This window comes from Sphingomonas sp. 7/4-4 (genome assembly GCF_027941955.1).
Taxonomy (GTDB): domain Bacteria; phylum Pseudomonadota; class Alphaproteobacteria; order Sphingomonadales; family Sphingomonadaceae; genus Sphingomonas.
In genome coordinates, this window is the sequence record NZ_CP115960.1 from 3,333,981 (window position 1) to 3,359,912 (window position 25,932).

Genomic DNA, 25,932 nt, shown 5'->3' on the forward strand with positions numbered 1-25,932 from the left:
GAGATGCCCCCTCCATCACGCTGCGCGTGCCACCTCCCCGCTTCGCGAGGGAGGATTTTCACGCCTTACAGCGTCGGCTTGCCGTCGATGCGGCGGGGAATGCCGGCATCGCCGTCGCGCAGCTCGGCCGGGAGCAGGGCTGCAGGAAGGTCCTGATACGCCACCGGGCGCAGGAAGCGATCGATCGCCAGCGTGCCGACCGAAGTGCTGCGCCCGTCCGAAGTCGACGGGAACGGCCCGCCATGGACCTGCGCGTCGGTCACTTCGACGCCGGTCGGCCAGCCATTGGCGAGGATGCGGCCGGCAAGCCGCTCGAGCACCGGCAGCAGCTGCTGCGCGAGCGCGGTGTCCTCGTCGGTCAGGTGCAGCGTCGCGGTGAGCTGGCCCTCGAGCAGCCCGATGACCTGGATCAGCTCGTCGATGCTCGCGCAGCGCACCAGCAGCGAAGCCGCGCCGAACACTTCCTCGGCATGGCTCGGGTCGGCGATGAAATCGGCGCCGGTCATCGTGAACAGCGCGCCGCGGCCCGAAGTGGGGCCGCTCGGCTCCTGGCCCTGTGCGACCAGCTTGAGCGCCGGCGCCGAGGCCCAGCGCGCGACGCCGCTCTCATAGGCCTTGTGGATGCCCGGGGTGAGCATCACCTGCGATGGCGCGCCGCACATCGCGTCGGTCGCCGCGGTGACGAAGCGATCGAGATCCGGACCTTCGAGCGCGAGGACGAGGCCGGGATTGGTGCAGAACTGGCCCGCGCCCATCGTCAGCGAGGCGATGAAGCCGGTGCCCAGCGCCTCGGCCTTGGCCGCCAGCGCGCCGGGCAGCAGGAAGACGGGGTTGATGCTGCTCATCTCGGCATAGACGGGAATCGGCACCGGACGGCTCTGCGCGAGCTTCATCAGCGCCGTGCCGCCGCCACGCGAGCCGGTGAAGCCGACCGCCTTGATCCGCGGATCGGTGACGAGCGCCGAGCCGACCGAATTGCCCGCGCCGTTGATCAGCGAGAACACGCCCTCGGGCATGCCGGTCTTCTGCGCAGCGCGGGTGATCGCGCCGGCGACCAGCTCGGAAGTGCCGGGATGCGCCGAGTGTCCCTTGACGATTACCGGGCAGCCGGCCGCCAGCGCCGCGGCGGTGTCGCCGCCCGCAACCGAGAAAGCGAGCGGGAAGTTGCTCGCGCCGAACACCGTGACCGGGCCCAGCGGAACCATGCGCAGCCGCAGGTCGGGCTTGGGCGCGGGCGCGCGATCGGGGATAGCGTGATCGATGCGCGCGCGCAGATAGTCGCCGAGCCGCAGCTCCTTCGCGAACAGGCGGAGCTGGCCGGCGGTGCGGCCGCGCTCGCCGGTCAGCCGCGCCTGGGGCAGGCCGCTTTCCTGCATCGCGCGCTCGACCAGTTCGTCGTCCAGCGCCTCGATCTCCTCGGCGATCGCTTCGAGGAACTTGGCGCGCTCTTCGCGCGGCAGGCTCGAATAGATCGGGAAGGCGGCCTCGGCGGCGGCGGCGGCGGTCTCGACATCGTCGGTGGTGGCGACGCTGAAGCTCGGCTCGATCTCGCTGCCGGTCGCCGCAGCAACCGCCTTGAAGCCGGGGCCGTCCCGACGCACGCGCTTCGAAGCGACGAACAATTCCCCAGTCAGGGCCATGCAAACTCTCCCGGTATCAAAATGAAGTTAGCGGTAACAATGCTTCGAGGGCGACTTAGGCATGCGCCGCGCCTGGTTCAATCCCGCACGCATCAGCAGCACAGTGCGATCGGCCCGTGGCCGGCGCCGGGATCGCGCGCTTCCATCGTGTCGGAGAAGCCGCGATCGACGAGATGGGCCATCGCGTCGTGTGCGCCCTCGGCGTCCCGCGCCGCGATCGCCTCATACACGGCGAGGTGCACCGGCAGCGCGTCGTGCGGCGCGGGCAGGCGGTGCTGCTTGAAGGCCGTGGTGATCGCGATCGCCGCCGCGACCCCGCTGGTCAGCGAGACGATGAAATCGTTCGCCGAGGCCTCGAGCAATGCCGAATGGAACTCCTCGTCGCAGCGCCGGCCGATCTCGGTGGCGAAGCCGTGCTGCGCGACGCCGTCGAGCCCGGCCTTCATTCGCGCGAGCTGCTCCGGCGTGCGGCGCGTGGCGGCGAGGCGTGCGGCATCGGGCTCGACTATGCGGCGGAGCTCGAACAGGCTGGCGATCAGGCCCTTGTCGGGCTCGCCGACGAAGATCCAGCTCAGCACATCGGGATCGAGCAGATGCCATTCGCGGCGCGGGCTCACTTGGGTGCCGATTTTGGGACGCGAATTGACGAGGCCCTTGGCGGCGAGGATCCGGATCGCCTCGCGATAGGCCGTGCGCGATACGTTGAACTGCACGCTCGCCGCGATCTCGCCCTCGAGTATCTCGCCGGGCTGGAGCACGCCCGAGACGATGCGGATGCCGAGCTCGCGCGCCACCGTGCCGTGCAGCCGCAGCGAGCGCGGCCGCGGCGGACGGCGGCGCACGCGCTTCGGCTTCGCATCGGGCTGGGATAGGGGCTGCGCGGCGGCCATCGGCTCCTGGCTGAGGTGCTGGCCGAGCGGAAACCGTCCGGACCAAAGGAAAGCTGGTCGCGGGTCTTTAACGCCATTCGGCCCCAACCGGAAGGCCGCCGCCGGGCGCGTGCCGCTGGAAAGACGCGCATGACCGCTTCACCCCAGCTTGACGACGACCTTGCCCTTCGACCGTCCGGTTTCGATGTACTCCATGGCTTCGTTGGTCGCCTCGAACGGGAAGACCCGGTCCAGGACCGGGCGGATGGTCCCGGCTTCGATCAGCGATGTGATCTGGCGCAACTGCTCGCCGCTCGCGCGCATGAACAGGAACGAATAATGGATCCCCCGGCGCCTGGCCTGCCTGCGAATGCCGAAGCTCAACAGGCGCATCACTTGGCGCAGGAACCAGCTCAGGCGCTGCGCCTTCGCGAAATCGGGATCGGGTGGGCCGGAGATCGAGATGAGCTTGCCGCCGGGCTTCAGCACGCTCAGCGATTTCCGAAGCGTGTCGCCGTCGAGGCTGTTCAGGACGACGTCGTAGCCGGACAGGACCTCCTCGAAATCCTGTTTCTTATAATCGATCACGACATCGGCGCCGAGGCTTTCGACCAGCGCGACATTGGCCGTGCTCGTGGTGGTCGCGACCATAGCGCCGAGATGCTTCGCCAACTGGATGGCGAACGTCCCGACGCCGCCGGAGCCGGCATGGATGAGGATTTTCTGCCCCTTCTTCAGCCCGGCCTGTTCGACCAGCACCTGCCACGCAGTCAGGCCGACCAGGGGAATCGAAGCCGCCTCCGCCATGTCGAGATTGCCGGGTTTCGGCGCCACATCGGCCTGGTCGATCGCGATGCTTTCCGCGAATGTCCCGATCCGCCCGTCGCGGGGCCGGGCATAGACCTCGTCTCCCGGCTTGAAACGCCGGACGTTCGATCCGACGCGGACGACCGTGCCGGCCACGTCGTGCCCGAGGATGAAGGGCACGCGATAGCGAAGAAGCGCCTTGAAAGCGCCCGCGCGGATCTTCGAATCCAGCAGATTGAGCCCCGCCGCGCGCACCGCGACCAGAACATCGCCGTCCCGCACCACCGGCTCCGGCATGTCGCCGAAGCGCAAAGCCGCGCTCTTCCCGTATCGATCGACGATGAATGCCTTCATGAGAAACTCTCCAGACGCTTCGATGCGGTTCAGGCGGCGGTCCGGTAACGCGCCGCGGCATGGACCTGCGCAAATCCGGGAGCATGGCTTGTCGCGCAGCCTGATAGGCGTCCCATTGGCCGGCGTCGTGCAGCGGCGGGATCGTCACGGTCTCGCGGCGGTCGAAGCCGGCGAGCGCCGCATCCACCAGTTCGCCGACTTCCATCAGCGCCGGCAGCGTGTCGATATCGGCGCCGGAGCGTTCCCAGATCTCGGTGCGCGTCGCCGCGGGAAGCACGGCCTGAACATATACGCCCTTGGGCGCAAGTTCGAGGCTGAGGCCCTGTGAGAGAAACAAAACGAACGCCTTGGTCGCGCCGTAGACCGTCATGCCGAACTCCGGCGCCAGCCCCACCACGGACCCGATGTTGATGATTGCGCCGTCGCGGGCCTCTGCCAGGCGCGGGGCGACCGCGCTAGCGAGCCGGAGATATGCCGTGGTGTTGAGGGCGACGATCCGCGCGGCGTCGTCGGTCGCCTGCTCGACGAAGCTTCCGCCCAGGCTCGCCCCGGCATTGTTGACCAGAATTCCGATGCGATGGTCGTCCCGCAGGCGCGTCTCCACCGTCGCGAGCTCGTCAGGCTTTGTCAGGTCGGCTTGCAGCACGTCGACGGCCACGCCCGCTTCCTCGCGAAGGCGGGCCGCCAGCAGCTCCATTCGCGCCTTGTCCCGGGCGACGAGCACGAGATCATGGCCGCGGCGCGCGAACCGCTCGGCATAGGTCGCGCCGATGCCCGATGAAGCACCAGTGACGAGGACGGAGGGAAGGGCGCTCATGGCATTGCTCTTTCGCGGGAGGGACTTATATTCATGACGTCCATCATGATTGGCTAAATATGATACTCATCATGTAAATGTCAATCGGACCGCGTGGAGAATTTTCGAAATGAAGGTCAGTCGAGAGCAGATGGCGGAGAATCGTCGCCGGATCCTGGAGGCAGCCGGCCGATTGTTTCGTGAGAAGGGGTTCGATTCGGTCAGCGTCGCCGAAGTGATGAAGGCCGCCGGCCTCACCCATGGCGGTTTCTATGGGCATTTCGCCTCCAAGGACGATCTCGTGGCGCAGACTCTCGCTTATGTCCTTGCTCCGAACACAGGCGGAGGGGGCGATCTTCGCGCCTATCTGGACGCCTATCTATCGCCCAAGCATCGCGACAACGCCGCCGACGGCTGCCCGACGGCCGGCCTGGCGGCGGCCATTCGCCACCAAAGCGCGGCGGCCGGCGCGGCGATGACCGCGGGCCTGCGATCGCAGATCGACCGCGTCAGCGAGGCGCTCCCGCAGATGCGCGAAACCGAGCGGCGTCGCGCGGCGATCGGAAGCTGGGCGGCGATGGTGGGCGCAGTGATCCTCGCCCGCGCGGTCGACGACCCAGCGCTTTCCGACGAGATCCTCGAACAGACGCGCGCCTGGATCGACGGCGGTATCAGCCAGGCGTCGGCCGGTTAGCCCGGACCGGCCTACCGCCAATTTATATCCGGGCATCAAAACGCTTGCCGAATCGATATTTCGGGAATATTCGAATTATCGAAGCGAGGAGCATCAATCATGAAGCGTCTGCACATGCACGTCAGTGTCCCCGACATCGGCCAGGCCGTCGCGTTCTACAGCACGTTGTTCGATGCGCCGCCGTCCGTCGTGAAGGACGATTACGCGAAATGGATGCTTGAAGACCCGCGCGTGAACCTTGCGATTTCGTCGCGCGCGCGCGCCACCGGCGTCGATCATGTCGGCATTCAGGTTGATAGCGCCGACGAACTGGCGACGCTTGCCACGCGCCTGAAGGCGGCGGGCAATACGACGTTCGACCAGGAGGCGACGACGTGTTGCTACGCCAAATCCGACAAGAGCTGGGTCACGGACACGGCGGGCGTTCGTTGGGAAACATTCTACACGATGGGCGACGCCACCTCCTACGGTGAAGACGAAGTAATGCCGGACGCCAAGCCCAAGTCGGCTTGCTGCTGATGTTGCTGCCCACAGCCGTCGAAGCACTCTCCGCGCTCGCCCACGGACACCGCCTGGCCGTCTTTCGGTTGCTGGTCCGCGCGGGCGCGGACGGCCTGCCGGCGGGCGAGATCGCGCGGGAAGTCGGGGTACTGCCCAACACCTTGTCCACGCATTTGACCATCCTTGGTCACGCCGAATTGGTCCATTCGCGCCGCGAAGGCCGTTCCGTCATCTACTCCGCCAATTACGGGGGATGCGCGATCTGCTCGGCTTCCTGGTCGCCGATTGCTGCGCCGGCCGCCCTGAAATCTGCGGGTCGTTGATCGACGAGGCGAAGTGCTGCGACTGACGCTTGGCCGTCGGTTCGCCGCTGAATTCGTCGGCACCGCATTATTGCTGGCGGTCGTCGTCGGGTCCGGCATCATGGGCGAAAGGCTTGCTGGCGGTAATGACGCTATCGCGCTGCTGGGCAACACGATTGCGACCGGTGCCGGGCTGATCGTCCTGATCCACATGTTCGGTCCGGTGTCCGGCGCCCATTTCAACCCGGCGGTGACATTGGCGTTTCTGTTGCGCCGGGAAGTCGAGTGGCGCGTCGCTGCGCTCTACGTCGTCGCGCAATTCGTCGGTGCGGTCCTGGGCGTGTGGGCCGCGCATGCGATGTTCGCCGAACCGCTGTTGCAGGTTTCGACCAGGCTTCGCGACGGCCCGGCGCAGGGCTTTTCCGAATTCGTGGCTACCTTCGGCCTGGTCGGAACGATCCTCGCGACGCAGCGCACTCGGCCCGAATTCACGCCCGTAGCGGTCGGCCTCTACATCACCGCCGCATATTGGTTCACTGCGTCGACGTCGTTCGCCAATCCCGCGGTAACGGTGGCGCGCAGCTTGTCGAACAGCTTCGCAGGCATCGCCCCGGCGTCCGCCCCATTGTTCATCGCTGGCCAGCTGGTCGGCGTCGTCGCGGCGGTCGTCTTCTTCACCTGGCTGTTCAAGGAGGAACGCCCGCAATGACCGACGCATTCCCCATCACGATCTACCACAACCCCGATTGCGGCACGTCGCGCAACACGCTGGCGATGATCGAAGCCGCCGGATACCAGCCCAATGTCGTCGAATATCGGAAGGTCGGCTGGACGCGCCCGCAACTCGAAGGGCTGTTCGCCGCGATGGGCGCCGCGCCGCGGGACGTGATGCGCGAAAGGGAACGCCCGCCGCCGAACTGGGCTTGCTGGGCGAAGGCGTGCCCGGCGCGTCGATCATCGAAGCGATGGTTCAACACCCCATCCTCGTGAACCGCCCGATCGTCGTCACGCCGAAGGGGACGAAGCTATGCCGCCCGTCCGAAGCCGTGCTTGAACTTCTGGACCGGAAGCCCGCCGAATTCATGAAGGAAGACGGCGAAATCGTGCGCCCCTAGCGCAACGGAAGATGCCGCCCGGCCCGCGCTGCGGGTAAGTTGCCTGAGTTCTGGCGGAGACGGAGGGATTCGAACCCTCGGTACGAGTAATCCCCGTACGGCGGTTTAGCAAACCGCTGGTTTCAGCCACTCACCCACGTCTCCGGAAAGGGCCCGAGCGGAGGCCTATAGCGACGGTCCCCTGGTCGATCAACGGCAGAACCGCTCTGGCGCAAAATCGATTCCTGTGGTCGCCCGTTCATTGCAGTGTCAGGCGGGCAGTCGTAGCGTGCGAGGCTGGAATTTGCCGGGGTGGGAAACGAGAATGCGCGTGCGGACCTTGATGCTGTGGGTGGCGACGGCTGCGCTCGGGTTCGGCGCGGCGCCGGCTTCCGCCCAGATCACCACGATCGATCCCAACACGGCGATCGATTCGGACCTGAAGACGCCGCCCCCGCCGCCGGAGCAGGGTGATCCGCAGCCCGTGGACCCGGGTGCCTATCAGGAAGCGCCTCGCAACGATGCGCCGATCGATCCGCAGCCCGTAGAGATACCGCCGGCCGCCGGGACCGGCAGCACCGCCAGCGCACGCACACAGGCCACCAACACCTATCAGCGCGACGATCTGATCGGCGCGGCCGAGGGCGTGTTCGGCAAGGGCGCGTCCGGGCTGGCCGGGATCATCGAGAACATCCTCAAGGACCAGGGCGAGCCCAATGCCTATATCGCCGGGCGCGAGGCGGGCGGCGCGATCGGCGTCGGCCTGCGGTACGGCTCGGGCGAACTGTTCCACAAGGTCGAGGGCCAGCGGAAGGTCTATTGGACCGGTCCGTCGATCGGCTTCGACATCGGCGGCGATGCCAACAAGGTCTTCGTATTGGTCTACAACCTCTACGACAGCCAGGAGCTCTACAAGCGCTTCCCCGCCGGCGAGGGCCGGGTCTATTTCGTCGGCGGCTTCTCGGCGAGCTATATGCGCCGTGGCGACGTGGTGCTGATCCCGGTCCGGCTCGGCGTCGGCTGGCGGCTCGGCGTCAATGCCGGCTATATGAAGTTCAGCGAGAAGCAGCGCTGGCTGCCCTTCTGACCTGCGGGAAGCCGCCACGCTTACCGTGACTTAGGAACAAGCTTTCTAACCCTGCGTTTTGCCCGTTGTGTCGGGCCGTCATCGGGTCCCGTGGGGAGTCCATGACGACGATTGCCGATTCAGGTGAGGTGGGTGTTAATCGGTTCGAGAGGCTCGTCCAGAGCGTCATCGACTATGCGATCTACATGCTCGATCCCACCGGCAAGGTGGTGAGCTGGAACGCCGGCGCGCAGCGCTTCAAGGGCTATCGCGAGGACGAGATCCTCGGCGAGCATTTCTCGCGTTTCTACACCGATGCCGATCGCGCCGCGGGAATACCCGCGCTGGCGCTCCGCACCGCCGAGTTCGACGGCCGGTTCGAGGCCGAGGGCTGGCGTGTGCGCAAGGACGGGACACACTTCTGGGCGAGCGTCGTCATCGATCCGATCCGCGCACCCGACGGCAGCTTGATCGGCTTCGCCAAGGTGACGCGCGACCTCACCGACCGCCGCATCGCCGACGAAGCCCTGCGCCGGAGCGAGGAGCGCTTCCGCCTGCTGGTCCAGAGCGTGACCGACTATGCCATCTACATGCTCGATACCGACGGCCGCGTGGCGAGCTGGAACGCGGGTGCCGAGCGCTTCAAGGGCTATCGCGAGGACGAGATCCTCGGCGAGCATTTCTCCCGCTTCTACACCGAAGAGGACCGCGAGGCCGGCATCCCGCGCCGGGCGCTAGAGACGGCGACGAACCAGGGCCGGTTCGAAGCCGAGGGCTGGCGCGTGCGCAAGGACGGCACGCGCTTCTGGGCGAATGTCGTGATCGATCCGGTCCGCGATTCGAGCGGCACGCTGATCGGTTTCGCCAAGGTCACCCGCGATCTAACCGAACGGCGCCAGTCGCAGCTCGCGCTCGAACAGGCGCAGGAGGCGTTCTTCCAGTCGCAGAAGATGGAGGCGATCGGCCAGCTGACCGGGGGCGTGGCGCATGATTTCAACAATCTGCTCGCCGCCATCGTCGGCAGCCTCGATCTCGCCCGCCGCAAGATGGCCGCCGGCGCCGATATCTCGCGCTTCATCGATAATGCCATGAAAGCCGCCGAGCGCGGCGCCACGCTCACCCAGCGCATGCTCGCCTTCGCGCGCAAGCAGGAGCTCGCGCTCGAGAGGGTCGATCCGGTGGCATTGGTGCGCGGCATGGCCGAACTGCTCCAGCGCACGATCGGCGGCGGCGTGCGGATCGATACCGAATTCCCGCTGGTCGTCCCGCATGTCCACGCCGATCCCGCGCAGCTCGAGCTCGGATTGATCAACCTGGCGGTGAATGCCCGCGACGCGATGCCGGACGGCGGTCGCATCGTCATTGCCGCGCGTGAGGAACGTGTCGCGCCGGGCGGCGGCCTGAAGCCCGGCGACTATGTCTGCCTGTCGGTCATCGACAACGGGCAGGGCATGGACGCCGAGACGCTCGCCCGGGCGACCGAGCCCTTCTACACCACCAAGGGCGTCGGCAAGGGCACCGGCCTCGGCCTGTCGATGGTGCACGGCTTTGCCGAGCAATGTGGCGGCAAGCTGATGTTGCGCAGCCGCGTGGGGAGGGGACGACGGCCGAGCTCTGGCTTCCGGTGTCCGAGGGCGATGCGACCGGGGACCGGCCCGAGGCGGCTTCCGAGCAGCCGGCGGCCGCCATGGATCAGCTGGTGGTGCTGGCGGTCGACGACGACGCGCTGGTGCTCACCAACACCGCGGCGATGCTCGAGGATGCGGGGCACCGCGTACTCCTGGCATCGTCGGGCAAGGCCGCGCTCCAGCTGCTGAGCGAAGCCCGTGTCGACGTGGCGATCACCGACTTCGCCATGCCCGAGATGAACGGCGCCCAGTTCGCCGAAGCGGCGCAGGCGGGCTGGCCCGAACTGCCGGTCCTGCTCGTCTCGGGCTATGCCGAACTGCCCGAAGGCATCGCCGAGGATCTGCCGCGGCTCGCCAAGCCGTTCGGCCAGGACCAGCTCCTCCGCGGCCTCGCGCGAACCATGGCCGCGAACCGCCCGGCCGCCGAAGTGCTCAAATTCCCGGCGCGCAAAGGGCGCTAGACGGCCGTGGACTTCTCGGCCGCGCGCTCCCAGACTTCGGCCATGCTCGTTTACGCAATTCCGGCGCTGCTCGCGGTCAATCTCTGGACGATGCTGCGTTTCTATCAGGACAAGCAGCGCGCGATCGTGGGCCGGCGGCGGATTCCGGAAGCGGACCTGCTCGCACTGGCCTTTATCGGCGGCACGCCCGCTGCCTTTGCCGCGCGCCGCCTCTTCCGCCACAAGACCCGGAAGCAGCCCTTCACGACCTGGCTGTGGCTGATCATGGCGATACAGCTCGGTGTCGCGATCGGGTTCGCGATCTACGCGATCTAGAAGCCGAACCGCCGCCTCGGCCGGGGCGGCGGTTCCTCGGCGGGTTCGTGGTGGATCATCCAGCTATGGTTCTCGACGATCCGCGCGGGAACCGGCCGCCCGCGTTCGTCGCGCGAGGGGCGGAAACGGAAGCGCTGCTCGATCAGCCGGCAGGTCGTGGCGTCGAGTTCGGCGCTGCCGCTCGATCGGGTGATCGTGCATTCGCGGACGCGCCCGTCGGTCCAGACCAGATAGCGCACGCCCACCGTCCCGCCGATGCCCGCTTCCGCGGCGCCCTCGGGATAGTCCGAATCGCGCAATTCGCCGCGCACCAGGCGGGGCGGGGTCTCCGCACCCCATCGCCGCTGCCGTCGCCTTCGCCGCCGCTGCCACGGCCATCGCCTTCGCCGCCGCTCCCGGTGCCGGGGCCGATCACATCGGCATTGCCGGCCGTGGGAGCGGCACCGATCCCCGCTATCGGTGCGGCGATGACCGGCGGCGGAACGGGGAGCGGCACCACCGGCGTCGGCGCCACGATCTCGGTCGGCTCCGATCGCAGATTGGGCGGCGATGCCGCGCCTTCGCGCCGGTGGCTGGGATTGCGGTGCGGCACGATCTTCTCGTGCGGGGAGGCGGCGGCTCAGGGCCGACCTCGAAGAGCGTCAGCGCTTCCCCGGGGACTTGCCGCTGCCGATCGCGAGCCCCGCCACCAGCGCATAGCCGAGCGCAGCGGTCAGCAAGGCCGCGCCCAATGCAGCCCTGCCGCGTTCCGCTCGCGTCGATCGCACAAAGGTCATGATCGCAGACGCCGGCCTCGTCAGGAAATACGCGTCCCCAACAACATAGGCCTCATGAACGTGCGCTGGCGCTCAAAGGATGCACCGGTGCGACGCGTGCGGATCAGCCGAACTCGACGGCCTCGAACCGCACCGGCGCGCCGATCGCGGCGTTGGCGAGCTGGCCTTCCCACATCACGCGATTGCCGCGGATGATCGTGCCCAGCGGCTTGCCGGTCAGCGCCATGCCCGTGAACGGCGACCAGCCGCACCGCGAGGCGAGCCAGCTCTCCTCCACCGTCCAGCGCGCCTTCAGGTCGACGATCGTGAAATCCGCATCATAGCCGACCGCGATGCGCCCCTTGCCGACGATGCCGAAAATCCGCTGCGGCCCGGCGCTGGTCATGTCGATCAGCCGCTGCAGCGTCAGCCGTCCCTCGGCGACATGGTTGAGCATCAGCGGCAGCAAGGTCTGCACGCCCGGCATGCCGCTGGGGCTCGCCGGATATTCCTTCGCTTTCTCTTCGCGCGTGTGCGGGGCATGGTCCGATCCGATCACGTCGGGCACGCCCTGGACGAGCCAGCGCCACAGCCCGTCGCGATGCGCGGCCGATCGGATCGGCGGGTTCATCTGCGCAAAGGTGCCGAGCCGCGGATAGGCGTCCTCGCCCGCCAGGGTCAGGTGCTGCGGCGTGACTTCGCAGGTCGCGACGTCCTTGTTCCTGCCGAGCAATTCGAGCTCGGCGGGCGTGGTCACATGGAGCACATGGATCCGCCGCCGCGCCTCGCGCGCGAGCCGCAGGATGCGCTGCGTCGCGAGCAATGCGCTCTCGTCGTCGCGCCACACCGGATGCGAGGCGGGATCCCCGGCGACGCGCTCGTCCAGCCGCGCGTTCATCCGCGCCTCGTCCTCGGCATGGATCGCGACGCGGCGCTTGCCCGAAGCCAGCACCCGCGCCAGCTCGGCATCCTCGGCGACCAGCAGGTCGCCGGTCGACGCGCCCATGAAGATCTTCACGCCGGCGGTCCCGGGAAGCCGCTCGAGCTCCTTCAGCTGCGGCGCATTGGCGGCGGTGGCGCCGACGTAGAAGGCATGATCGCACCACATGCGATCCTTGGCGCGGGCGAGCTTGTCGGCGATCGCCTCGGCGCTGTCGGTGTTGGGCTTGGTGTTCGGCATCTCGAACACCGCGGTCACGCCGCCGAGCACTGCCGAACGGCTGCCGCTCTCGAGGTCTTCCTTGGCCTCTAACCCCGGCTCGCGGAAATGGACCTGGCTGTCGATCACGCCCGGCAGCACATCGAGCCCGGTGCAGTCCATAGTCTCGCCGGCATCGCCGACATGGCCGATCGCCACGATGCGGCCGCCGGTCACGCCGACATCCACTTCGGCCGGTCCGCCGGGCAGATGCACGCGCCCGCCTTTGAGCTTGAGATCGACGCCAGCCATTTTCGCCCTCTTCCTTAGTGCGTGCCCGGCTCCTACCTGTTCCCCATGAACGAGACCAGCCCCGGAACATGGCTATCCGATCGCGCACTGCTGCGCGTCGGCGGCGAGGACGTGCGCGGCTTCCTGCAGGGGCTGATCACGCAGGACATGGCGGAAGTGCAGCCGGGGGCGCCCAAATGGGCCGGCCTGCTCACGCCGCAGGGCAAGGCGCTGTTCGATTTCATCCTGTGGGACGATGGCGACGCGATAGTGATCGACTGCGAGGCCGATCAGCGCGATGCGCTCACCCGTCGCCTCACGCTCTACCGGCTCCGCCGCCCGATCACGATCGAACCGGCGGAGGGCGGCGTCCATTGGAGCGCCGACGGCACCGACGGCGTCGCTGATCCGCGCCTCCCTGACCTCGGCCGGCGCTGGCTCGGCCCCGCGGCCGGAAGTCCGGCGACCGGCTGGCTGGCGCACCGCCTGCGCCTCGGCGTGACCGAGGGCGCCGCCGAACTCGGCCAGGACAAGACGCTCTGGCTCGAATGCAATGCCGCCGAGTTGGGCGGCGTCAGCTTCACCAAGGGCTGTTATGTCGGGCAGGAGAATACCGCCCGGATGCACTATCGCGCCAAGGTCAACCGCCGGCTGGTGGTCGCACCGATCGCCGAGGCCGGCGATCGCACGCGCGCAGCCTGGCCGGACCTGGGTCTGATGGTCGAGCTTCGGCGGACCGAGGCACTGGGGGATGCGATCGTGCCGGACTGGCTGGCGACGGCGCTGGAGGCGACGCCGGCCACCTGATCATTAGCCTCGCGGACGCGTGCGGCCGGCACGCGCAGGCGCGCGAGCCAGCTTATGATCATTGCCTGGGCCTTCGGCATATAAACGAGATCATGCCCGGCGCCGGGCACGAGCCCCAGTGTCGCCCTTCCACCTGCAGCAGCGAGGGCCATGCTGTGGCGCGCCGGGATCAGGCGGTCGGCGGTGCCGTGGAGCAGCAATATCGGCGCGCGCACCTGCGGGATCTTCGCCCGGTTCTCGAAGCGGTCGCGAAGGAGCATCCGCACCGGAAGCCAAGGATATAACGGCGCGGCGACATCGGCCATGCTCGTATAACCCGAGACGAGCACGAGCCCGGCCACCGGCTTTTGTATCGCGAGCTCGGTCGCGACACCGGAGCCCAGCGAATTTCCCATCAGGACGATACGGCGCGAAGCGATGCCGTGCTGTTCGAGCCAGGCCAGCGCCGCGCGCCCGTCGCGGTACAGCCCTTGTTCGCTCGGGCTGCCGGGATTTCCGCCATAGCCGCGATATTCGACGAGCAGCACGCCATAGCCCGCGGCGACCAGCCCTCGCGTCGCGATTTCGGCGCCCGCGAGGCTATCGCCATTGCCGTGGAAGAAAAGGATTGTCGGCAGGGTTGCCGTTGCCGCCCGATACGCGCTTGCCAGATGGAGACCGTCCTCGGTGTCCAGTCGGATCGCCGAGAAGCCGGCCGGCGGCGCCGCTGTCGCGTCGTGCGGCACCGGGAACAGCATCCAGCGCTGCGCGAAGAACAGGGCAATCAGGAGCCCGATATAGAGCGCCGCGATGCCCCCGCCGGACTTTCAAGGACACAAAGAAAAAGGAGGCCGGTTTCCCGACCTCCCAAATTCTTGCAGTTCCGAAGAACCGGCGTGGCTTACTGACCCGAACCCGGGCCGTACATGATTTCCACGCGGCGGTTCTGCAGTTCGCGGACGCCGTCGGCAGTCTCGACGCGCGGGCGGCTTTCGCCGAACGCTTCGGTCGAGATGACGCCTTCGGAAACGCCGCGGCCGGTGAAGTAGGCCTTAACCGAGTCGGCACGACGCTGCGAGAGACCCACGTTGTACGATGCAGGACCCGAACGGTCGGCGTGGCCGGCCAGCATGACCTGCGAGTTACCGCAGTTCTGATAGTTGCTGAGGGCGTTGTCGAGGATGCTCGCGGCCTCCGGCGTGATGTCCGACTTATCCCAGTCGAAGAACACGATGTACGGTCCGGGGTGCACTGCACGACCGGCGGCGGAGGAGCCGGCTCCGGCGGCGGCGGAGCAACGGGCTCCGGCGGCGGCGGTGCGACGGGCTCGGGTGCGGGCTCGGGAGCGCCGAAGTTGAACACCAGTCCGCCCATGATGCTGTGCGACCGGAAACGGCCATACCACGGACGACCCGCAACATCGACGAGCTCGGCGCCCGGCGCGTTGAAGAAGCGATACTTCAGCGACACGTCGATATTGTCGGAGATCGGTGCACGGACACCCGCGATTGCCTGCCAGGCAACGACCGTATCCGAATCGTCGATGAAGTCGCCGTTGGTGTTCAGCCCAAGGCGGCTCTTGACCCGCGCAACGCCGAGGCCGGGGCCGACAAAGCCCTGCACGCCGTCATCATCACCGAAGTCCCACAGCGCATTGACCATGAAGCTCAGTGCCGAGTCACGGCCGCCCGCATAGTCATAGGTGCCGCCCGGTGCGAAACCCGTGGCGCCTGCAGCGTTGACAACCGGAAGCCTGGTGGTCGAGCGAAGGCCCGTCACGTTGGCTGCGCGATAGCCGACTTCCGCCTCGAGGCGGACCGGGCCCAGGTCGTAACCGACCGTGCCGCCGACGTCGAAACCGGCGCGATGGTCAGTGGTGACGCTGTCGATCGCAGTGCCGACGTCCCAATCAATGTCTTCGACCAGCATGGCGCCGCCCTCGACACCCACGTACCACGCATCGTCGCGTGCAAGTGCGGGCGTGCTGAGCGCGGTCGTCGCTAGTGCCAGAGTTACGGCAAGCTTCCGCATATTAATCCCCTTTCAAAGTTGTCACTTACGGACAGCGACAAACTCACTACCGAAACGAAAGTTTCTGCGCAAGCACACAAAACCGGGACTGTTGCATCAATGACACAGGTTTAAACGCCTTCGATCAAACCATGTGTGCGCAATGCTTCCAGCACCGAGGCTATCGCTGCCCGAGCCTCCGCATCAACCGTCGATCCTCCCGCCGGTTCCGCGATGGCAGCGCCCCTTGGGCCAACCATTTGGTTTCCCTCGACAAATAATTTTCCATGGAGCTCGCCCAGCCGCCACGCACCCCCGTGAACAGCGCAAAGCTACCGGTCGAGCCGATCCAGAGCTGCGTTCCCTCCCGCGGCCGCACGAAAAGCCAGCCCGAATGCGTCCACCCGGCAATTTCATGCGCATGGCCCGCCCAGTCGCCGCCCGGGGCACTTCCGACGATCCAGCAATCGCCCGGATCCGGATTCGCCGGCGGCGCGTCGATCGCGGCGGCGATCACCGCGCCCTGCACTGCGATATCGAGGCGCGCGACGGCCTCGTTGACCGTCATCTCCTTCTGCGCCTGCCCCGGCTGGAGCAGCGGCAGCGCCAGCCGCGGCGTATGCATGTCGCTCATCATTTCTCTCCCTCAAGCCAGTTCGAGCGTTGCCGACGGCGACAGGCCATGCGAGCCGATCTGCCGGACGACCACGCCTGTCGCCGCAACTCGCTCTTCGGCGGTCAGTGCGAATCGCGGCTCGGTCGTTTCCACGATGTGCGGCGGGTCCCCGGCGCGCGCGATCGTCACTTGATAGCGCTCGCTTTCCTCGCCCAGCGGCGCGTCCACCCCGTCGATCCAGTCCCACCCCAACCTGCTGCGCCGGATCCAGCGGACCTCCGCGCTCCCGTCAGGCAGAGCGTCGATGCGCAGATGCACAGGCGCCGGAGGCACGATCGAGATGCCGGTCATGGCCGCTTCGGCCTCGGCCGCATCCTCGTCTCCAACCCCTTGGGCGAGCACGCGCGCGCTGGTGCTAATCGTCTGCATCGACAGGTCGAGCGTCACCAGCGCCTCGGGTTCGAGCAGCACGAATCGATCCCCGGGCATTTGCCCCCAGCCGCGCCTTCGGTTCCGCGACGTCCGCGCCAGAGGCCGCTCAGCCGCCATTGCCTGGCACCGAGCGGCACCGCGTGCGCGAACTGGAGCAGTTCCTCGCCCACCATCGCCAGATTCGCCCCCGCCGCCAGCGCGGCGGCATCGGCGTCGTGCAGCAGCATCGCGCCGTTCGCGAGCTCGACCACGAGCGCGTTCGCGCGATCCTCGATATGGCTCGGGGCCGGTCCGGGCGCAGTCACGACATGCCCCAGCACCGCCGGCATCGCCGTCGCCCCCGCCGGCGACCAGCTCGCGCCGTCCGTGCTGATCAGCAATGCCGCGCTTCGCCATCCGGGGCCGGTCCCCGCCGCGGCGATCGCCAGTCGCGGCGTCGTCGCCAGCGAACCGAGCGGCGGCAGCTCGAAGGCATGGACTCGCGTCTCCCCCGTCGCGAGATCGGGCGCGGGCAGCACCCGCCCGCCGCTCGCTTCGGCACTCGGCGCGCCGGGCGTCACTGCGACGCATTCGAGCAGCACCACCATGTTCTCCAGCCGCCACCGCTCGACGCGCCACGTCCCCGGCGCGCCCGCTATGGTCACGCGCTCCCCCGGCCGTACCTCCAGCGATCCCCAGGGCAGCGCCACGGTGCGCCGCTCGCGTTCCACGTCGAATCGCATCAGCGCCGCCTCGGCGATCGTCTTGGCGCCGGGCGCGTCGATCGCCGCGGCAAGCTCCATCCGCGCCTCGCGCACGCCGGCGCCCGGCCGCATCGCGCGCTGCACCCCGGCCTGATAGTCGCGCCCGGGCTCGTAATAAGCGAGCGTCAGCGTGCGCGGTGCGGAATCGGCTGCGGCGATGTCGCGCCGGTCTCGGCCGTGCTCCTCGCCCGCGCCCATGTCCGCCAGTTCCACCGCGGCGCCGTCGCCGTGCAGCAGCGCCAGCATCCCGGCATCGGCGCGGAACCATCCCCCGCGGCGCCCGCCAATGTCTCGATCACGGCGCGCGCGCTCGCGCCCGAAGCGGCGAAGCCCGCCAGCGCGGTCGTGCCTTCGTCGGCGGCCAGCACGTCGCCGGCCAGCGCCCGCGCGATCGCGCCCGCAGCCTGCGGCCCCGAATCGGCGATCACTTCGAAGCTCAGCGAAGGAATGCGATTGCCGAAATCGCCGAGCTCGAGATCCTCGAACACCGCGTAGGCAATCCCGCGATGCGCGGGCGTCATCCCGCCCTCCGCCGCGGCGATCAGCGGGTCGGGCGCCTGGTCCTCGGAGCCCGGATGCAGGCGGAACCCGGTGCGCGCCTTGAAGTCGCCCGCGGCGCCGCGCAGCAGCTTGCCGTCCGCCCAGATCCGCCCGATGCCCAGGATCGGCCGCGCCGACAGCGCAACTGCGAAGGAAGCGGTATAGCTGTAATTCGTCGTGCTCGGCCGTCCCTTGCCGCCGCTCTGCGTCGATCGATGTTCGACAAGGTCGGTCGCCCAGATCACCGATCCCGCCACGCGCATCGTCCCGAATATCTTCGGGATCTGCGTGCCGTAGGAGGATGTCTGCACGCGCAGTTCGCTCAGCCGCGGCCCTTCGCGGCCCTTGGGCTTGAACAGCACTTCGCGATCGACCACGCCGCCCAGCAGGCCGCCGATCGCCCCGCCCACCGGCCCGCCGATCAGGCTGCCGGCGACCGTCAATACGATTGTCGCCATGTCAGTCTCCTGTCGCCAAGCGCCAGCGGCCGATCACCGGCCAGGGCAATTCGGGCCGCTCCACCACGCGCCGCAGCATCGCGTCGGCATGGATCACGCCCGCCTCCGCCTGGATCGCGAAATGCAGCTGCCCCGGGCCCGCTTTGAAGAGCACCAGGTCCCCAGGCCGCGCCTCGTCCGCGGGCATCAGTCCGAGCGCCTCGATCGCCGCACCCACCCGCACGGCATCGCCGCTGCGCAGCGCATAGCCGCTCGGCACAGGCCCCTCGAACCCCTCCGCCCGCAACGCCAGCGCCGCCAGCCCGATGCAATCGAGTCCTTCGGCGAGCCCCTCGGCGCTTCGCCCGTGCAGCCGGAACCGCACGCCCAAAGCCGCCCGCGCCGCCGCGACGGCGCGCTCGCCGGGCATCATCCGCCCGGATACCGCGTCAGCAGGTCGATCCCCGGCAGCCAGGGCTCGCCGCGGAAATTGACGGCATTGCCGAACCGGCCCGCACAGGTCGCAAGGCTCTTGTCGCACCCCTCGATCAGCTCGACCAATGCGCCCACGCCCGCAAAGCGCGGCGGCCGCCGCAATGTCACCGTCGCGCCGTCCGAGCGCGCGACTGCATCCTCCAGCCCCGAATTGCCGCCGCCGAACCAGCGCAGCCGCCCGCCGCCATAGCCATTGGCCACAGGCTCGCCCGCATCGAGCGTCACCACCGATCCCGCCACCGCAGTCACCCGCGCGAACCGCCGCCGCCCCGCCATCGCCACGCGGCAACGCCGGTCGCCCAGTTCGGCACGGCATTCGGGCGAAGTCTCCTCCACCACCGGCCGCTCGAGCACTTCCGAGAGCCCGCGCAGCTCCGCGGTCAGCATCCCGCCGCGCGTCTCGACCGCACCGATCGTCCCTTCGCCCAGCGCCACCCTCTCGCCCGGCGCCGTCCAGTCGGTCGCGAACAGCATCACCCGCGCTCCGTCCCAGCGCCCGGCGAGCAGATCCGCCTCGCCGATCGCAGCGCTGGTCAACGCGCCGGTCACGTCCATGCTGTCGGCGTCGAGGCTCGCGCTCCGGCTGATCGCGCTCGGCGTCATCCCGGGCGCCGCGCGATAGACGAGACCGTCGATTTCCAGGTCGCGATCATGCGCGGTGATTCCGATCGTCACGCCGTCGCGCCGCTCGATCCGCCAGCACAAGGCGAGCGTGGTGCATTCCCCATCGAGCCAGCTCATTCGCGCACCTCGATCAGCGGCACCGAAGCCGCCGCCCCCGCCAGATAGGTCGCCCGGCTGACATTGAGCCGATCCTCCGCGAACCGCACCGGCACATCGAAGTCGAAGCTCGCCGTCACCACCGCACCCGCGGCCGGCGCCGCATCGAGCGTGACCATCCCGCCGTCGCCGAGCGTGAAGCCCTCCGTAGCCAGCCCGTCCACCGCCACCCGCACGCTGCCACTCACCGGCCGGGTGATCCGCCGCGTCACCTCGCCATAGCGCCGCACCAGCTGGAACCGCGCCTCGGCCCCGTCGCCGACGCCGAGCACTTCCTCCTCGCCCGAGGCATCGAACGGATCGCGCAGCCGGAAACCCCGCGCCGGCCCCATCCGCGCGCGGAAGAACCCGATCAGCGCGGCGATGTCCGCCTCGGATCGCACGCCCGGCCCGACATCGTAGCGCATCCGCGCCTCGGCCCATTCGGCATTGCGGTTCTCGCGCCCGCCCGCGCTGGTCACGATCGCCGTCGAAACCTCGGGCGCCACTTCGGCTTCGCGACCCAGCGCGAGCGGGAACAGCACGTCGTCGAACGCGTCCACATCACTCTCCCCATCGAAATGCACGAAGCCGTCGCGCAGCACCTGCGGCAGCGCCCAGACGAAGGTCGCCGCGACCCCGCGCCGGCGCCCCCGTTCCGCCGCCGCGGCGATCGGTCGCCACTGCGCCTTGTCCTCGGGGTTCAGCACGAACCCCGCGAGATAATGCTGGTCCGCCGCCGCATAACCGAGCCGCGCCTCGGCGAGCATTACGCCTCTGGTGCTCAGCGCCTCATTGCCCGCCGCCGCCCAGTCATAATCCTCGAGCTGGAGTATATCGAACGCCGGCGCCGCCCAGCCGATCGGCAAATTGGCGCGCTGGAGCTCGGGCATCGCTTTATCCAGCACCGTCGGCAGATAGGCGAGCAGCAGCACCTCGGCCCCCGGCGCCCAACGCACCACGTCGCGCAACGCCAACGTCGATGCCGTCAGCAAGGCCCCCGCCGCGTCGAGCACCGCGGTGTCGACCGGCCCCCGCACATTCTGCTCGGCCGGATCGTCCAGTTCGGCCCGCGCCGCATCGTCATGGATGCACAGCCGCCCGTCGGGCATCACCCACCACCACGGCTCGCCGATCTGGAACTTCACCGTCAGCCCCGCGACCTGCGCGATGCCCACGAACGCCAGCGCCACCACCCGCAGATAATACATCGCCCCCGAATGCGCGGGGGAGAGCAGGGCCGAGGGCGGGCTCCACCCGGTCAGCCCCGGCGATCCGTCGGCCGCGCGCTGCTTCCAATTGTTCCAGCAATGCTGGTCGAGCAATTCGTACGACAGCGACCAGATCATTTCATAACCGAGCGCCCTGGCCCGCACCGCGAAGTCGCCATGCCACGCCGCACACGCCACATTCAGCGTGCCGCCGGCCAGGCTCACATAATAGCCGCCCGAATTGGGCTCGAGCCGGAAATAATGGCTCATCCCCACATAATGCAGGATGCTCCCGCGATAGCCGAGCTGCAGCGCGTTGCGCAGCACCCGCGCCGGCGTCAGATGATAGCAATCGTCATAGCCGTTCGCGATCTGCAGCCCATGCTCGGGCACCACCACATCGCCGATCGCGAGCACCGAACCCGGCCCCTTGCATGCGATCCCGCTGATCTCGACCCAGGCCCCGGCCGGCGCCGCCAGCGCCGCATCGGCTGCGGTATATCCCGCCGGCACCAGCGACACGAACATCCGGTCGACATCGCCCGCGAACACGGGGTCCGCCTCGCCGGGCAGCAGATATCCGCCCTCGACGCTGGCAAAGTCGATCGTCACCACCGCATCTTCCGGCGCGCCGCTCGCATAATTCCACAACCGCACATACCAGGCGCGCGGGTTCCCCCGGCATCGCGCCCCTCGATCGTCAGCACCGGGCCGTTGACGGCGTCGAGCGCCAGCACGCCGGCGGACCGCCAGCGAAACCGCAACCGGCACCCGCGAAAGTCGCGATCGGTCTCGTAGCGAAGCAAAGGATGATCGTGCCGGTCCTCGGCCTCCCAGATCAGCCCGGCGAGATCATCCTGGCGATAGAAGACCGCATCGACCCGCAGCGCATCGGGCGTCGTCGTCGTCACCGCAGCCATCATCGGCCGCGGGAAATTGACCGTCCAGTAAGCCGGATCGAAGCGCGAAATCACGCCCTCCGCTTGCCCCCGCCGTTCGGATGCGAGCCAATGCGCCATAAAACTCCCTCTCCCCTCCGGGGAGAGGGCCGGGAGAGGGGAAGTGCCACGCACTCACCCTTCCTGCCCCTCTCCCAACCCTCTCCCCGGAGGGGAGAGGACTAGTGCTCATTCCACCCCAGCCAGCGCCGCCTTCACCGCCCGCGCCACTTGCCGGCTCGACTGCGCCAGCGCCCGCGGCGCTTCGCCCGGCCCGGCATTCACCGTGATCGCCACCCGCACCTCGCGCGGCCCACTCGCCGCCGGCGCCGCCACCTGTCCCGCGCTCGACGGCACGAACAGCTCCGGCCCGCGCTCGCCGACCCAATAAGGCCGCCCGGGGCTCACCGGCCCGCCCGTCGCCCGCCCCGGCGATCCGCCGAACAGCCCCAGGATCGCACCCAGCAATCCGCCGCCACTCGACGCGCCGCCGCCCAGCGACCCCAGTCCCTGGTGCAGCGCCGATGCCGCGATCTCGCCGAGCACGCCCAGCGCCATCACGCGCAGATCCTCGAACCCCAATTTGCCGTTCTTCACCGCTCGCAGCAGCGCGTTTTCGACTGCGCGCCCGGCGCGGTCGGCGCCCGCCTCCAGCGGTCCCTCGATTGCCCCACGCATCTCCGCCACATCGCGCGCAAAGCCCTTCGTGTCGGCGCGCACGCTGACGATCAGCCGTTCGATCTCTTCATCCATCGGGAAAAAGCTCCTTGAGCCGGGCAAGCTCGCCATCGCCGAGCGGCGCCGCTTCTTCGCCAGCCAGCGCCCTTGCCAGCGCGCCCAGTTCGGCCGGCGTCGCGTTCCAAAAGGTGTCAGGCGTCCAGCCGAACGCGAGACCAGACGCCCCCGCAAGCCGAACAGCGCGACCAGAAAACTCCTCCCCGGAACGGGGAGGGGACCAGCCGCAGGCTGGTGGAGGGGTTCTCCACAGAGGATATCGCCCGTGGCGCTCCCTCCACCACCGCCTTCGGCGGCGGTCCCCTCCCCGTGCCGGGGAGGATCTGATCCACCCCCATCACCGCCCCGCCAATATCTGCCCGATCAGCGCCTTGAGCGCTGGCATGTTCGCCGCCAGCCCGCGCGCCGTCACGCCCTCGGCAAAGCTCTCGCGGCTCAGCCCTTCGGGCCGCTCGCGCAGGCAATGCCAGAACAGGGCGACCATCTCGCTTAGCGCCAGCCGCCCCTCGGCGGCACGCTCGACTAAGGCGAACAGCGGCCCCAGCTCCCCTCCGCCGCCACCAGCGCCGAGAAGCTCGGCCGCAGCACCAGCATCTCGCCGGCAATGCGCAGCTCCGCCTCGCCCCGCGCGGGATTCGCCCCGCTCACGCGCTCACCACCGGCCCGGAACTCTCCAGGCTCAGCGTGTAGCTGCGCTCGCCGTTGAAATCCCCGGCATAGTCCAGCCGCGTCACCAGGAACCGCCCGGTCATGCTCTCGCCGCTCTCGAAGCTCAGCCGGTAATCATCGATCACGCCGGAAAGCGCATTGGTCTTCACCCGCGTTTCCGCCGCGGATCCCGTGAACACCCCGGCGCCCGAAACACTCACCGAACGCACCCCCGCGCCCGACAGCAATTCGCGCCACCCGCCCGAATCCTTCGACGTGATCACCACCGCCTCGCCATTGACGCTGAGCTGCGTCGTCCGCAGCCCGGCCACCGTGGTGAAGCCCACCGGCGATCCGCCATTCCCCACCTTGAGCAGGAACGCGCTACCCTTCTCCGCCGCCATGTTCTTTCTCCTAATCGGTTTGAAGCATCCGCACCCGGAACTCGACGACCGCCGCGCACAGCCCCGGCCCCTCGCGAAAGATCCGGCTGCGCAGGAACGCCAGGCTGGCGATCCGCCATCCTTCGCCCAGCTCGCGCGGCAGTCCGGACACCGCCGCGGCGGCATGGTCGGCCAGCGCTCGCAGCCGCGCGCGGTCCTCGCCCGCCTCGAACAGCCCGACGGCCAGCCGGCCCTCGCGCCCGATCATGTCCTTGGTGCTCCAGTCGACGAGCACCGGATCCTCGACCACCGCAAAGGGCCGCACCGCGCGCGCCGGGGCTGCATCGAACACCCCGTTGATCGCGATCCCCAGCCCCGGATGCGCGCCGAGCACTGCCTCGACCGCCTCGGTCAACACTGCATGCGCGCTCATCGCATCAACCCTCCCAGCCAGCGGAGCGCCGGATCGCGCAGCCAGCGCCGCCCGAGCCCGCGTCCCGAAATCACCACGCGCCCGGCCTCGGCCTCGGCCGACACGCCCGGCAGCGTTTCCCGCGCCGTCGCCGCCAGCCGGACCGCGGCACGCTCCGCCGCCGCCGCGCCCAGCGTCTCCGCCCGCGCCTCGAAACCCTCCATCATGCCGATCGCCGCGCATTCTCGAACCGCATCCGCCGCCACGGCCGCCACAGGGCCGCGACTGCCGCCGGCGGCGCGCCACCGCTCGCCCGCGCCTCGAACAGATGCGCCGCCAGCAGCACCACGCCCTGCGTCAGCGGCGCGGGCAGGCCGCTCCACTCCGCGGCGAGACCCGCCGCATAGCCGACCCGCAGCCGTCCCGCCGCGATCGCCGCACTGCCGCGCACCCAGCCTTCGCCCGCGGCATCGATGTCGATCGCATAGGTGTCGGCGGGCAAGGCGAAGCCGTTGTCGGACACGTTCAGTCCCTCGACGCTGTCGATCGTCGTCACCGGCGCGCCGATGAGCCGCTGCCACGCGGCGTGCGCGGGCAGCACCGCCTGCCATGTCCGCACGATCAGGGCTTGGCCGGTAAACGCCTCGCACAGCGCCAGCGCAGTTTCGGCATGCGTATCGAGCAGCGCGTCCTCGGCCGTGCCCGGGATGCGTAAATGAAGCTTGGCGGCATCGCGTGCAGCAACGATCGCCGCCGCCGGAAAGGGCGGAGCAAGCATAAGTGTCTCCTTGCATCTAAAATTCCTCCCTCGGCGCAGCCGGGGAGGGGGACCGCCGCCAAAGGCGGTGGTGGAGGGGCGTAGCCGCAAGCGATGTATTTGCGGCCAAGCCCCTCCGTCACGCTGCGCGTGCCACCTCCCCCGCTAAAGCGAGGGAGGATCTCGACATCACGAAGCCGCGAACTTCAGCAGCTTGATCGCCTCGGAGTCGCTCACCATCCCCCACGCGCTTGGTCGCGTAGAAATGCACGAACGGCTTGTTGCTGTACGGATCGCGCAGCACCTGCGTCTCGCCGCGCTCGGCGATCAGATACCCCGCCTTGAAGTTGCCGAACGCGATCGACAGCGAATTCGCCGCGATGTCCGGCATGTCCTCGGCCTCGACCACCGGATAGCCGAGCAGGGTCGCCGGCTGCCCCACCGCGAGGCTCGGTGCCCACAGGAACGCGCCGTCGACGGTCTTGAACTTGCGGATCCTCGCCAGCGTGGTGCTGTTCATCACCCAGCTCGCGCCCTGCCGATAGGGCGTGCGCAGGCTCTGGACCAGGTCGATGAGCTTGTCCTCCGGATTCGCCGCGAACGCCCCCGCCGCGCCGCTCGCCACATATTGCAGCGTCCCGAACGCCCGTGCCGCATCGCCGGTCGATGCCGTCGCGGTGGCGAGGAAGCCCCTGGGCTTGTTGGTCCCGTTGCCGTTGACGAACGCCGACCCTTCCGCCGCGGCGAACTCGCGCGCGATCTCCTGCGCCAGCCACTCCTCGACGTCGAACGCCGCATCGTCGAGCATCGCCTGGCTCGCCGCCGGATTGGCATAGAGGTCGCCGCTCGGCGGGGCGACTTCGTTGAAGGTCGGCGTCGCCGTCTCGGCCCGCGCCGCCGTCTCCGCGGCCCAGCCCGATGCGATGCCGCCGCTGGCCACCAGCTTGCGGTAACCGCTCGATCCCACCTTCACGACATTGGCGATCGCGCGAATGGGCGAGACCGCCTTCAGCGTCGCGTCGATCCGGGCATCGATCTCCTCGGGCACGGCATAGCCGCCCGCCGCATCGCTCACGCCCGACAGCGCCTTCATCTCCACGCCGCCGCTGCCGGCGCGCAGGAACCCCTCGAACGCTGCGCTGCCCAAAGGCCGCCCGCCCGCCAGCATCGGCCGCACCGGCGGCAACCCCGCATTCTCCACTGCCTCGAAGCTCGCCTCGAGCGCATCCGCTTTCACTTCGATCATGCCTTGTCTCCCATCCACGCGAAAAAGCCCGGACGGGAAACCCGCCGGGCAGCAAATTCTTGAATAATGTCGA

Annotated in this window: 26 protein-coding genes, 1 tRNA gene and 8 pseudogenes; 10 read left to right on the top strand and 25 right to left on the bottom strand. The window is 68.7% G+C overall.

All coding sequences use genetic code 11. From position 1 onward, the window contains the following. Positions 1 to 65: 65 nt before the first annotated feature. The 3 genes from PIB19_RS16885 to PIB19_RS16895 all read right to left on the bottom strand — a co-directional run bounded on the left by PIB19_RS16885 (position 66) and on the right by PIB19_RS16895 (position 3,670). Positions 66 to 1,640: an aldehyde dehydrogenase (NADP(+)) gene (locus PIB19_RS16885; protein ID WP_271238271.1), complete on the bottom strand. Its 1,575-nt coding sequence runs from the start codon at positions 1,638 to 1,640 to the stop codon at positions 66 to 68. A 92-nt stretch (positions 1,641 to 1,732) separates the two neighbouring features. Further along, positions 1,733 to 2,530, bottom strand: coding sequence for a FadR/GntR family transcriptional regulator (locus tag PIB19_RS16890; protein WP_271238272.1), 798 nt, complete (start codon positions 2,528 to 2,530; stop codon positions 1,733 to 1,735). A 138-nt stretch (positions 2,531 to 2,668) separates the two neighbouring features. Then, on the bottom strand, positions 2,669 to 3,670 hold the full coding sequence (locus tag PIB19_RS16895) for an NADP-dependent oxidoreductase (RefSeq protein WP_271238273.1): 1,002 nt from the start codon (positions 3,668 to 3,670) through the stop codon (positions 2,669 to 2,671). A gap of 115 nt (positions 3,671 to 3,785) precedes the next feature. Here PIB19_RS16895 and PIB19_RS16900 point away from each other — a divergent pair, with 115 nt between their 5' ends. After that, complete coding sequence (locus PIB19_RS16900) at positions 3,786 to 3,998, top strand: hypothetical protein (RefSeq protein ID WP_271238274.1); 213 nt, start codon at positions 3,786 to 3,788, stop codon at positions 3,996 to 3,998. Here PIB19_RS16900 and PIB19_RS16905 read toward each other — a convergent pair. After that, positions 3,960 to 4,487 (bottom strand): annotated as a pseudogene (locus PIB19_RS16905) (SDR family NAD(P)-dependent oxidoreductase); the annotation flags it as partial. The gene PIB19_RS16900 and the pseudogene PIB19_RS16905 sit on opposite strands and share 39 nt — an antisense overlap. 109 nt (positions 4,488 to 4,596) lie before the next feature. On the opposite strand from PIB19_RS16905, the gene PIB19_RS16910 reads away from it, so the two are divergent. The 5 genes and pseudogenes from PIB19_RS16910 (at position 4,597) to arsC (ending at position 7,078) form a co-directional block, all read left to right on the top strand. Next, on the top strand, positions 4,597 to 5,160 hold the full coding sequence (locus PIB19_RS16910; RefSeq protein ID WP_271238275.1) for a TetR/AcrR family transcriptional regulator: 564 nt from the start codon (positions 4,597 to 4,599) through the stop codon (positions 5,158 to 5,160). Positions 5,161 to 5,259: 99 nt separating this feature from the next. Then, positions 5,260 to 5,679: an ArsI/CadI family heavy metal resistance metalloenzyme gene (locus PIB19_RS16915; RefSeq protein ID WP_271238276.1), complete on the top strand. Its 420-nt coding sequence runs from the start codon at positions 5,260 to 5,262 to the stop codon at positions 5,677 to 5,679. Beyond that, positions 5,679 to 5,984 carry an ArsR/SmtB family transcription factor gene (locus PIB19_RS16920; RefSeq protein WP_336297336.1) on the top strand — a complete coding sequence of 102 codons (306 nt, stop codon included), beginning with the start codon at positions 5,679 to 5,681 and terminating at the stop codon, positions 5,982 to 5,984. Before PIB19_RS16915 ends, PIB19_RS16920 begins: the two co-directional genes overlap by 1 nt. Positions 5,985 to 5,997: 13 nt before the next feature. Beyond that, a complete protein-coding gene (locus tag PIB19_RS16925; protein WP_271238277.1) occupies positions 5,998 to 6,672 on the top strand; it encodes an MIP/aquaporin family protein in 675 nt (224 codons plus the stop codon). Beyond that, positions 6,669 to 7,078: pseudogene (gene arsC, locus PIB19_RS16930) on the top strand (arsenate reductase (glutaredoxin)). Before PIB19_RS16925 ends, arsC begins: the two are co-directional and overlap by 4 nt. 51 nt (positions 7,079 to 7,129) lie before the next feature. Here the strand turns inward: arsC and PIB19_RS16935 are convergent. After that, positions 7,130 to 7,222 (bottom strand) — tRNA-Ser (locus PIB19_RS16935). A 160-nt stretch (positions 7,223 to 7,382) separates the two neighbouring features. On the opposite strand from PIB19_RS16935, the gene PIB19_RS16940 reads away from it, so the two are divergent. The 3 genes and pseudogenes from PIB19_RS16940 to PIB19_RS16950 all read left to right on the top strand — a co-directional run bounded on the left by PIB19_RS16940 (position 7,383) and on the right by PIB19_RS16950 (position 10,527). Then, complete coding sequence (locus PIB19_RS16940) at positions 7,383 to 8,144, top strand: DUF1134 domain-containing protein (RefSeq protein ID WP_294809700.1); 762 nt, start codon at positions 7,383 to 7,385, stop codon at positions 8,142 to 8,144. A 101-nt stretch (positions 8,145 to 8,245) separates the two neighbouring features. After that, positions 8,246 to 10,212 (top strand): annotated as a pseudogene (locus PIB19_RS16945) (PAS domain S-box protein). Between the two features lie 42 nt (positions 10,213 to 10,254). Then, complete coding sequence (locus PIB19_RS16950; protein WP_271238278.1) at positions 10,255 to 10,527, top strand: DUF1294 domain-containing protein; 273 nt, start codon at positions 10,255 to 10,257, stop codon at positions 10,525 to 10,527. Here the strand turns inward: PIB19_RS16950 and PIB19_RS16955 are convergent. The 3 genes from PIB19_RS16955 to PIB19_RS16965 form a co-directional block, all read right to left on the bottom strand. Further along, complete coding sequence (locus PIB19_RS16955) at positions 10,524 to 10,838, bottom strand: energy transducer TonB (protein ID WP_271238279.1); 315 nt, start codon at positions 10,836 to 10,838, stop codon at positions 10,524 to 10,526. The genes PIB19_RS16950 and PIB19_RS16955 overlap by 4 nt on opposite strands. 330 nt (positions 10,839 to 11,168) lie before the next feature. After that, positions 11,169 to 11,303, bottom strand: coding sequence for a hypothetical protein (locus tag PIB19_RS16960; RefSeq protein ID WP_271238280.1), 135 nt, complete (start codon positions 11,301 to 11,303; stop codon positions 11,169 to 11,171). Between the two features lie 103 nt (positions 11,304 to 11,406). Beyond that, positions 11,407 to 12,732, bottom strand: a complete 1,326-nt coding sequence (locus PIB19_RS16965) for a dihydroorotase (protein ID WP_271238281.1) — start codon at positions 12,730 to 12,732, stop codon at positions 11,407 to 11,409. A 45-nt stretch (positions 12,733 to 12,777) separates the two neighbouring features. Here PIB19_RS16965 and ygfZ point away from each other — a divergent pair, with 45 nt between their 5' ends. After that, entirely contained in the window at positions 12,778 to 13,518 is a 741-nt protein-coding gene (gene ygfZ, locus PIB19_RS16970) for a CAF17-like 4Fe-4S cluster assembly/insertion protein YgfZ (protein WP_271238282.1), read from the top strand. Between the two features lie 326 nt (positions 13,519 to 13,844). Here the strand turns inward: ygfZ and PIB19_RS16975 are convergent. The 17 genes and pseudogenes from PIB19_RS16975 to PIB19_RS17045 all read right to left on the bottom strand — a co-directional run. Then, positions 13,845 to 14,255: pseudogene (locus PIB19_RS16975) on the bottom strand (alpha/beta hydrolase); the annotation flags it as partial. Positions 14,256 to 14,398: 143 nt separating this feature from the next. Beyond that, positions 14,399 to 15,528 (bottom strand): annotated as a pseudogene (locus tag PIB19_RS16980) (OmpA family protein). Between the two features lie 160 nt (positions 15,529 to 15,688). Further along, positions 15,689 to 16,141 carry a DUF2793 domain-containing protein gene (locus PIB19_RS16985; protein WP_271238283.1) on the bottom strand — a complete coding sequence of 151 codons (453 nt, stop codon included), beginning with the start codon at positions 16,139 to 16,141 and terminating at the stop codon, positions 15,689 to 15,691. A gap of 12 nt (positions 16,142 to 16,153) precedes the next feature. Beyond that, positions 16,154 to 16,594, bottom strand: coding sequence for a hypothetical protein (locus PIB19_RS23145; protein ID WP_336297169.1), 441 nt, complete (start codon positions 16,592 to 16,594; stop codon positions 16,154 to 16,156). Further along, the gene (locus tag PIB19_RS23150; RefSeq protein ID WP_336297337.1) at positions 16,567 to 17,541 is read right to left on the bottom strand and encodes a phage tail protein; all 975 of its coding nucleotides are present in this window, start codon (positions 17,539 to 17,541) and stop codon (positions 16,567 to 16,569) included. The genes PIB19_RS23145 and PIB19_RS23150 overlap by 28 nt, the downstream gene beginning before the upstream one ends. Beyond that, entirely contained in the window at positions 17,424 to 18,296 is an 873-nt protein-coding gene (locus PIB19_RS23155) for a hypothetical protein (RefSeq protein WP_336297170.1), read from the bottom strand. Before PIB19_RS23155 ends, PIB19_RS23150 begins: the two co-directional genes overlap by 118 nt. Before the next feature lies 1 nt (position 18,297). Beyond that, the gene (locus PIB19_RS16995) at positions 18,298 to 18,705 is read right to left on the bottom strand and encodes an NlpC/P60 family protein (RefSeq protein ID WP_443018749.1); all 408 of its coding nucleotides are present in this window, start codon (positions 18,703 to 18,705) and stop codon (positions 18,298 to 18,300) included. Continuing rightward, on the bottom strand, positions 18,705 to 19,511 hold the full coding sequence (locus PIB19_RS17000) for a DUF2163 domain-containing protein (RefSeq protein ID WP_271238285.1): 807 nt from the start codon (positions 19,509 to 19,511) through the stop codon (positions 18,705 to 18,707). Before PIB19_RS17000 ends, PIB19_RS16995 begins: the two co-directional genes overlap by 1 nt. Beyond that, positions 19,508 to 21,759: pseudogene (locus tag PIB19_RS17005) on the bottom strand (DUF2460 domain-containing protein). Before PIB19_RS17005 ends, PIB19_RS17000 begins: the two are co-directional and overlap by 4 nt. A gap of 108 nt (positions 21,760 to 21,867) precedes the next feature. Continuing rightward, entirely contained in the window at positions 21,868 to 22,431 is a 564-nt protein-coding gene (locus PIB19_RS17010) for a tail tape measure protein (protein ID WP_271238286.1), read from the bottom strand. Then, on the bottom strand, positions 22,424 to 22,741 hold the full coding sequence (locus PIB19_RS23160; protein ID WP_336297338.1) for a phage tail assembly chaperone: 318 nt from the start codon (positions 22,739 to 22,741) through the stop codon (positions 22,424 to 22,426). Before PIB19_RS23160 ends, PIB19_RS17010 begins: the two co-directional genes overlap by 8 nt. A gap of 9 nt (positions 22,742 to 22,750) precedes the next feature. Next, positions 22,751 to 23,007 (bottom strand): annotated as a pseudogene (locus tag PIB19_RS17020) (gene transfer agent family protein). Positions 23,008 to 23,057: 50 nt separating this feature from the next. Further along, positions 23,058 to 23,465 carry a phage major tail protein, TP901-1 family gene (locus PIB19_RS17025; RefSeq protein ID WP_271238287.1) on the bottom strand — a complete coding sequence of 136 codons (408 nt, stop codon included), beginning with the start codon at positions 23,463 to 23,465 and terminating at the stop codon, positions 23,058 to 23,060. A 10-nt stretch (positions 23,466 to 23,475) separates the two neighbouring features. Further along, complete coding sequence (gp17, locus tag PIB19_RS17030) at positions 23,476 to 23,877, bottom strand: tail completion protein gp17 (protein ID WP_271238288.1); 402 nt, start codon at positions 23,875 to 23,877, stop codon at positions 23,476 to 23,478. After that, entirely contained in the window at positions 23,874 to 24,083 is a 210-nt protein-coding gene (locus PIB19_RS17035) for a hypothetical protein (RefSeq protein ID WP_271238289.1), read from the bottom strand. The genes gp17 and PIB19_RS17035 overlap by 4 nt, the downstream gene beginning before the upstream one ends. Next, a complete protein-coding gene (locus tag PIB19_RS17040) occupies positions 24,080 to 24,634 on the bottom strand; it encodes a head-tail connector protein (RefSeq protein WP_271238290.1) in 555 nt (184 codons plus the stop codon). Before PIB19_RS17040 ends, PIB19_RS17035 begins: the two co-directional genes overlap by 4 nt. 168 nt (positions 24,635 to 24,802) lie before the next feature. Then, positions 24,803 to 25,859, bottom strand: a pseudogene (locus PIB19_RS17045) (phage major capsid protein). Positions 25,860 to 25,932 lie beyond the last annotated feature (73 nt).

Bases quoted from the DNA above. Each gene is read 5' to 3' on its own strand.
- PIB19_RS17035 (WP_271238289.1), bottom strand. From the start codon at position 24,083: ATGATGGAGGGTTTCGAGGCGCGGGCGGAGACGCTGGGCGCGGCGGCG.
- PIB19_RS16910 (WP_271238275.1), top strand. From the start codon at position 4,597: ATGAAGGTCAGTCGAGAGCAGATGGCGGAGAATCGTCGCCGGATCCTG.
- PIB19_RS23155 (WP_336297170.1), bottom strand. From the start codon at position 18,296: ATGGCGACAATCGTATTGACGGTCGCCGGCAGCCTGATCGGCGGGCCG.
- PIB19_RS16920 (WP_336297336.1), top strand. From the start codon at position 5,679: ATGTTGCTGCCCACAGCCGTCGAAGCACTCTCCGCGCTCGCCCACGGA.
- PIB19_RS16915 (WP_271238276.1), top strand. From the start codon at position 5,260: ATGAAGCGTCTGCACATGCACGTCAGTGTCCCCGACATCGGCCAGGCC.
- PIB19_RS16940 (WP_294809700.1), top strand. From the start codon at position 7,383: ATGCGCGTGCGGACCTTGATGCTGTGGGTGGCGACGGCTGCGCTCGGG.
- PIB19_RS17025 (WP_271238287.1), bottom strand. From the start codon at position 23,465: ATGGCGGCGGAGAAGGGTAGCGCGTTCCTGCTCAAGGTGGGGAATGGC.
- gp17 (WP_271238288.1), bottom strand. From the start codon at position 23,877: ATGAGCGCGCATGCAGTGTTGACCGAGGCGGTCGAGGCAGTGCTCGGC.
- PIB19_RS16890 (WP_271238272.1), bottom strand. From the start codon at position 2,530: ATGGCCGCCGCGCAGCCCCTATCCCAGCCCGATGCGAAGCCGAAGCGC.
- PIB19_RS16960 (WP_271238280.1), bottom strand. From the start codon at position 11,303: ATGACCTTTGTGCGATCGACGCGAGCGGAACGCGGCAGGGCTGCATTG.
- PIB19_RS16950 (WP_271238278.1), top strand. From the start codon at position 10,255: ATGCTCGTTTACGCAATTCCGGCGCTGCTCGCGGTCAATCTCTGGACG.
- ygfZ (WP_271238282.1), top strand. From the start codon at position 12,778: ATGAACGAGACCAGCCCCGGAACATGGCTATCCGATCGCGCACTGCTG.
- PIB19_RS16985 (WP_271238283.1), bottom strand. From the start codon at position 16,141: ATGAGCGACATGCATACGCCGCGGCTGGCGCTGCCGCTGCTCCAGCCG.
- PIB19_RS17010 (WP_271238286.1), bottom strand. From the start codon at position 22,431: ATGGATGAAGAGATCGAACGGCTGATCGTCAGCGTGCGCGCCGACACG.
- PIB19_RS17000 (WP_271238285.1), bottom strand. From the start codon at position 19,511: ATGAGCTGGCTCGATGGGGAATGCACCACGCTCGCCTTGTGCTGGCGG.
- PIB19_RS16995 (WP_443018749.1), bottom strand. From the start codon at position 18,705: ATGCCCGGCGAGCGCGCCGTCGCGGCGGCGCGGGCGGCTTTGGGCGTG.
- PIB19_RS16965 (WP_271238281.1), bottom strand. From the start codon at position 12,732: ATGGCTGGCGTCGATCTCAAGCTCAAAGGCGGGCGCGTGCATCTGCCC.
- PIB19_RS16895 (WP_271238273.1), bottom strand. From the start codon at position 3,670: ATGAAGGCATTCATCGTCGATCGATACGGGAAGAGCGCGGCTTTGCGC.
- PIB19_RS17040 (WP_271238290.1), bottom strand. From the start codon at position 24,634: ATGCTTGCTCCGCCCTTTCCGGCGGCGGCGATCGTTGCTGCACGCGAT.
- PIB19_RS16885 (WP_271238271.1), bottom strand. From the start codon at position 1,640: ATGGCCCTGACTGGGGAATTGTTCGTCGCTTCGAAGCGCGTGCGTCGG.